This window comes from Cohnella suwonensis (assembly GCF_042655365.1).
GTDB lineage: Bacteria > Bacillota > Bacilli > Paenibacillales > Paenibacillaceae > Cohnella > Cohnella suwonensis.
The window spans coordinates 1-5,651 of record NZ_JBHSMH010000094.1 but is presented as its reverse complement, the minus strand read 5'-3'; the positions used below and the strand labels follow the sequence as shown (position 1 = coordinate 5,651).

Genomic DNA, 5,651 nt, shown 5'->3' with positions numbered 1-5,651 from the left:
TCAGTACCGGCAGAGCGAACTTCATAACCATTGTAGCCATCAAAGATCTTCTCAGCAGTTAAACTGCGCCATTTATTTCGGCTGCATATAAAGAGTAATTAGAGTTACCCCAGAAGATCTATTTCTCTTAAAAATTCATTAATGTCTCTTAATATCTTATCGTATGGTTTGTTGTCGTGATTTCCATAATTAAAAAAGCCATGCCCTAATCCCTCAAAAGCAATTACTCTTGAATAATTACCTTTAACTCTCATGTCATCTGAAAAATTAATAACATCTTCAATTGGGATATTCTGATCCTCTGTTCCATGAAAAAATAAACTTGGCGGTAATCCTTTTCTTGTTACCTCCGTTGGAGAAGCAATTAATAATTGATCTTTCATTTCTGGAAAAAGATCAATAAGTAGATTTGAGTTCACTCCACCATTTAGTAAAATCATAGCATTAGGTTTAGGGCTTACAAGTACATCATCTTCTTTGTTATTTATCTGGTCAATCATCGCTACGCACAAACACAAATATCCTCCAGCTGAAGCCCCTACAGCTATTAGCTTGTTCGAGTCAATCCCATATTGAATTGAATTTTGTTTAGTCCAGCGTATTGCCGACTTGGCATTCTTTAAACATTCAATTGGTGAAAATAAGCCCTCAATATCTAGCGGTCGATACTCGACACGAATTGTTACAAAACCAAGAGAAGTAAAATAATTAGCATGTTGTTGAAATTGACTTGCGTTTACTTTGTTAGTTGTAAAACCAGCACCATGAAAAAATAAAATGACTGGACGATCAGTCCCCCTTTCCTTTGGCATCTGTAAATAAATCTTAAGATCCTCTGATTTGTTGTAATTGATGGTGATTGAATCCGTCAATAATATCAGCCCTTAAATTTATTCTCTCCGCACTTTCGTCTAACGTTCATGTGTTCACGACGTCCCACCACCTTAAGCCCCAAAGGGGCGGCCGCGATGCGGTTAGGTGGTGCGGATGTGTCCGGCTGATTCCGCTTCCATGCTGCTGAGATACTCCAGTCGAATCCGCTTCCCTTCTCCTGCCGGACCGAGGGGCGAATGCCCCGATGCGTGAACATGGTGTTATGCGTAGTACCCTCTTCTTTGAGCAACTGTCAAATGTCTATCCAATATCTCTTAATTACGTTTCCGTTTTCTTCAATATAATTCATATCTGGTACTCCACCATTGTTTTTGATGGTTTTTTCAGAGGCAATATTGGTTTCATCACACACAACCAGTACTTTATTTATACCTAGCTTCTTTGCTTGTTCAAGAGATAATCCTAATAGTTTCGTTGCATATCCTTTTCTTCTTTCTGAAGGACGTATTCCAAAACCAATATGCCCTCCTTTATTCATCAAATCTTCAGTCAATTCATGCCTTATATTTACCGCACCGATTACTTTTCTATCTTTAGAAACTAACCAGAATGTTGAATCTGGAACCCATCCTTCTGGCAAATTTACTCCCCGTGCATTATTAATAAGCCAATCTAACATTCCCTCAAAGTCTTGAGGGCTTTTGCTTATGACCCAAGGTACCATATCTTCTCCACTTTCTTTCCAATCTAAATAAAAATCTATATATTCGTTCTTTAAGTCCGCCGTCGGACTTGTTAGGAGAATATTACTCAATGTACATGCCCCCAAAAGTTTTGGTTTTCAGAGCAGTTCAGGGTATTACGCATAACGTTCATGTGTTCACGACGTCCAACTCCCTTAAGCCCGGAGGGCGGCCGCGATGCGGTTAGGGAGTTGGATGTGTCCGGCTGATTTCGCTTCCCTGCTTCTGCCCATTACTTCTCCGAATCCTCTTCTAACTCCTGCCGGACCGAGGGCCGAATGGCCCGAAGCGTGAACATGGTGTTATGTGAAGTCAGTCACTTCATTGATTTACCTACAGAATTCTTATTGTCTTTATTGATCTTATTAAGGATTATTTCAATAATTTCTTTCGTTCCAATTTGATCTGTGATGATATGCTCTTGAAACTTTATTTCCCTGAAAGCATTTATACATTTCATAGTCTGTTGATACGTCCAACCTCCATACGTATCACCTCGACATTCTAATCGTTTATGTATTGTTTCTTCAGAAGCAATAAGACAGAAATGAAAAGTATCCTCATCGAGCTTCTTAAAACCATTGTATATGTAATCAAAATTCTCCGATTTATAAATTGTCATCGGAACAATAAGATTTTTATTATACTTCTGCTTAATTTCTTGAGCAGCCCTTACTGTTAGTATTCTCCATAATTCAATGTCTTGAAAATCATCAGTTCGTTCTTCTTCTAATCTAATATCTTCTAAAACGATCTTTCTAATCATAAAGCCTATTTCTTCAGGATCATAAATCATACTATTCGGAATTAATGGTTGAAGCATATTGGCTGCTGAAGTCTTTCCTGCACCAAAAGCCCCGTTAATCATTATTATCATTAGTTCGCTCCTATGATTCCGCTTATATTAATAGCACTTGACTGATTTCACATAACGTTCATGTGTTCACGACGTCCCACCGACTTAAGGCGACAACGTCGCCGGCTGCGCTTGCGCAGTTAGTCGGTGCGGATGTGTCCGGCTGATTCCACTTCACTGCTTCTGCCAATTGCATCATCGAATCCACTTCTAACTCCTGCCGGACCGAGGGCCGAATGGCCCGAAGCGTGAACATGGTGTTATGTGAAGTCTTCGTCTTCTATGTATTACTTACAAAATCTTCTCTTGTTAAAGAATAAAATAATTCTCCATTACAATGGCTGAATTCTTCAGGTAGATCTTTAATAACATATTCAAAATGGAATCCCAGGTTTTCAATAATTCTCTTCGAGGCAATATTCTCTTCATTCACTTTAGCTACAATTCTATGTTGCATTAAGGCATTAAAACAGTATTCAATAAATGATTTCATGGCTTCTGAAGCGAATCCTTGATTCCAATAATCCTTACCAATTAGATAATATACTTCTTTCTCTGGTTTGTTAAAATCAAGTATTCCTATTCCACACCATCCAATCATTTGATTTGTCTCTTTCAATATGATCGGAAATGAGTACTTGAATTCTTCAGTCAAATTGATCTCATAACTATTAACTAACCAATGAAATAATCCTTGATATTCTTCAAAAGGAAGGAGATCAAATTCTAAGAATTCATATAGCTCTTTGCTTTGCATTAATTGAAACGATTGTTCTAAATCATCAATATTATATGGTCGTATGATTAAACGATTGGATTCTATAAGAAGATCTTTGATCATGTTTTGTTCTCCTTTGTTTTACGAAGATTTCACATAACGTTCATGTGTTCACGACGTCCCACCGACTTAAGGCGACGAAGTCGCCGGGCGCGATGCGCTTAGTCGGTGCGGATGTGTCCGGCTGATTCCGCTTCCCTGCTGCTGAGATACTCCAGTCGAATCCGCTTCCCTTCTCCTGCCGGACCGAGGGCCGAATGGCCCGAAGCGTGAACATGGTGTTAGATGAAGTTACCTTGTGTTACTTACAAAGCCCTTTAATCCATCTCTTAAAATATTAATTCCTTCTATTACGCTCTTCATATTATCTTCGTCATTCATATTACTCCTTGCATGTAATAATACCGGCCTTAAAGATTCTACTGAATTACCGAAATGATACATCCATTCATATCTTGGAACCATCCATAAATGAAAGTGATGTGTTGTGTCTTCATTATTAAAGTAATAAACCTTTTCAATTCCTAATCGCGCTCTTTGTTCTTGCCTGATCTTATGTATTAATGAGATATATTCAAATCGCTCTTCTTCTTTCAATTCATCCATACAATAAAAATGTCTCTTCGCTGCCAAAATTACTAACCCTTTGATTGGATAGGCAACATCTTGATGAACATGAAAATTAGATGATTCATAAATCACTCCGCCAGTTGGTGTGATCAAACCACTTGTCAATGTGCAACTCAAACACTCAACTTCTACTGATCTTCCATCAGCTAATGTGACATGTCTTGGCATTAAGCACCTCATGGTTTTTATTAGAACTTGCTTCGTAATTTCATCTAACGTTCATGTGTTCACGACGTCCCACCACCTTAAGCCCGAAGGGCGGCCGCGACGCGGTTAGGTGGTGCGGATGTGTCCGGCTGAAACTGCTTCCATGCTGCTGAATTACTCCAGTCGAATACGCTTCCCTACTCCTGCCGGACCGAGGGGCGAATGCCCCGAAGCGTGAACATGGTGTTATCTGATGCCTGGGCCTTCTCCGAATTCGCTCTCAAAATCTGCTCTTACTATTGAATACATTCTTAAATCCTGAAAATCGTTCTTTGCCCAGATAAGATTTCTTAGTAATCCTTCGTATTTCATTCCTGTCTTCTCCATTACTTTAGATGACCCCAAATTATCTGGGAGACATCGAGCTTCAATTCGGACTAATTCAAGTTTCCTAAATCCAAATTCTAAAATTCTCTTTATCACTTCTGTCATAATGCCTTGATTCCAATAACGATTTGACAATACATATCCTAATTCTGCTTTACGATTCTTATTATCCCAAGAAACGAAACTGCAGCTTCCAATTATTCTTCTGGTCTCTTTATATTCGATTCCCCAAGGTCCAACTTTCTGTGATTCATATCGATTCATTACAAAATCAATAAATGCCTTAGTGTCTTCTATGCTTTTATGAACATCCCAAACAGTATATTGAGACACTTCTGGTACAGTGCAATAACTTGATACATCATCAAGATCTGAATATGTTATAGGTCTTAAAATTACCCTATCCGTCTCTAAGACAGGAAACGGTTCAAAATGATCTTCAATTCTCCGCATGAGACACCCCCACAATCAGCTCTTGCCCAGGTTTCAGATAACGTTCATGTGTTCACGACGTCCCACCACCTTAAGCCCGAAGGGCGGCCGCGACGCGGTTAGGTGGTGCGGATGTGTCCGGCTGAATCTGCTTCCCTGCTGCTGAATTACTCCAGTCGACTCCGCTTCCCTACTCCTGCCGGACCGAGGGCCGAATGGCCCGAAGCGTGAACATGGTGTTATCTGCTGTTGCCCTCTTCTTCGAGATAGCCCGATAAGATACCTGCTCTTCTGATAATATTAATTCTTTCTTCTCGCCCTTCTATGTTTTTAATCATATCTATAGCGGTTTCAAAATTCATTATTACATATCCTGTTTTTTCATAACCCTTTGGAATTTCCAAATATCTTTTCACTCGGGTAAGAAAATATATTGTGTATCCGTTAGATTCTTTCCAAAACCAGCTTGCAAATGGAATTCTATACTCAGATATTTCAATACCAGCTTCTTCCATCACTTCTCTGTTAAGTCCATCATTTAGTGATTCATTTACTTCTAATCTTCCACCAATAGTTGTGAGCACTTTCTCTTCTCTATCCCATACCATCATCAAATTACCATTATCAAAAACAGGTATGCAGTGCACCCCGCCAATAGGAAAATCAGTTGGAATTTCATTGATAAAACGCAACATATCAATGCCTCCAATTAATAAGGTTTAATAAGCACTAGGGCAATTGCAGATAACGTTCATGTGTTCACGACGTCCCACCGACTTAAGGCGACAAAGTCGCCGGCTGCGCGAATGCGCAGTTAGTCGGTGCGGATGTGTCCGGCTGATTC

General features: G+C 39.5%; 7 protein-coding genes and 1 pseudogene. All 8 read right to left on the bottom strand.

The window, feature by feature from the left end; all coding sequences use genetic code 11:
- A pseudogene (locus ACFPPD_RS21440) lies at nt 1–89 on the bottom strand (protein tyrosine phosphatase); the annotation flags it as partial.
- A 15-nt stretch (nt 90–104) separates the two neighbouring features.
- Complete coding sequence (locus ACFPPD_RS21435; protein ID WP_209752023.1) at nt 105–872, bottom strand: alpha/beta hydrolase; 768 nt, start codon at nt 870–872, stop codon at nt 105–107.
- A 254-nt stretch (nt 873–1,126) separates the two neighbouring features.
- Nucleotides 1,127–1,648 carry a GNAT family N-acetyltransferase gene (locus ACFPPD_RS21430; protein ID WP_209752025.1) on the bottom strand — a complete coding sequence of 174 codons (522 nt, stop codon included), beginning with the start codon at nt 1,646–1,648 and terminating at the stop codon, nt 1,127–1,129.
- A gap of 245 nt (nt 1,649–1,893) precedes the next feature.
- Nucleotides 1,894–2,454, bottom strand: coding sequence for an AAA family ATPase (locus ACFPPD_RS21425; protein WP_209752027.1), 561 nt, complete (start codon nt 2,452–2,454; stop codon nt 1,894–1,896).
- A 259-nt stretch (nt 2,455–2,713) separates the two neighbouring features.
- Nucleotides 2,714–3,274 carry a GNAT family N-acetyltransferase gene (locus tag ACFPPD_RS21420; protein ID WP_209752029.1) on the bottom strand — a complete coding sequence of 187 codons (561 nt, stop codon included), beginning with the start codon at nt 3,272–3,274 and terminating at the stop codon, nt 2,714–2,716.
- A 228-nt stretch (nt 3,275–3,502) separates the two neighbouring features.
- Complete coding sequence (locus ACFPPD_RS21415; RefSeq protein WP_209752032.1) at nt 3,503–4,009, bottom strand: HIT family protein; 507 nt, start codon at nt 4,007–4,009, stop codon at nt 3,503–3,505.
- 225 nt (nt 4,010–4,234) lie between these two features.
- The gene (locus tag ACFPPD_RS21410) at nt 4,235–4,828 is read right to left on the bottom strand and encodes a GNAT family N-acetyltransferase (RefSeq protein ID WP_209752034.1); all 594 of its coding nucleotides are present in this window, start codon (nt 4,826–4,828) and stop codon (nt 4,235–4,237) included.
- Nucleotides 4,829–5,046: 218 nt separating this feature from the next.
- Nucleotides 5,047–5,502, bottom strand: coding sequence for an NUDIX hydrolase (locus ACFPPD_RS21405; RefSeq protein WP_209752036.1), 456 nt, complete (start codon nt 5,500–5,502; stop codon nt 5,047–5,049).
- Between the last annotated feature and the right edge of the window lie 149 nt (nt 5,503–5,651).

Excerpts from the sequence above, each read along its gene's own strand:
- ACFPPD_RS21425 (WP_209752027.1), bottom strand. The coding sequence starts at position 2,454 with ATGATAATAATGATTAACGGGGCTTTTGGTGCAGGAAAGACTTCAGCA.
- ACFPPD_RS21420 (WP_209752029.1), bottom strand. The coding sequence starts at position 3,274 with ATGATCAAAGATCTTCTTATAGAATCCAATCGTTTAATCATACGACCA.
- ACFPPD_RS21415 (WP_209752032.1), bottom strand. The coding sequence starts at position 4,009 with ATGCCAAGACATGTCACATTAGCTGATGGAAGATCAGTAGAAGTTGAG.
- ACFPPD_RS21410 (WP_209752034.1), bottom strand. The coding sequence starts at position 4,828 with ATGCGGAGAATTGAAGATCATTTTGAACCGTTTCCTGTCTTAGAGACG.
- ACFPPD_RS21405 (WP_209752036.1), bottom strand. The coding sequence starts at position 5,502 with ATGTTGCGTTTTATCAATGAAATTCCAACTGATTTTCCTATTGGCGGG.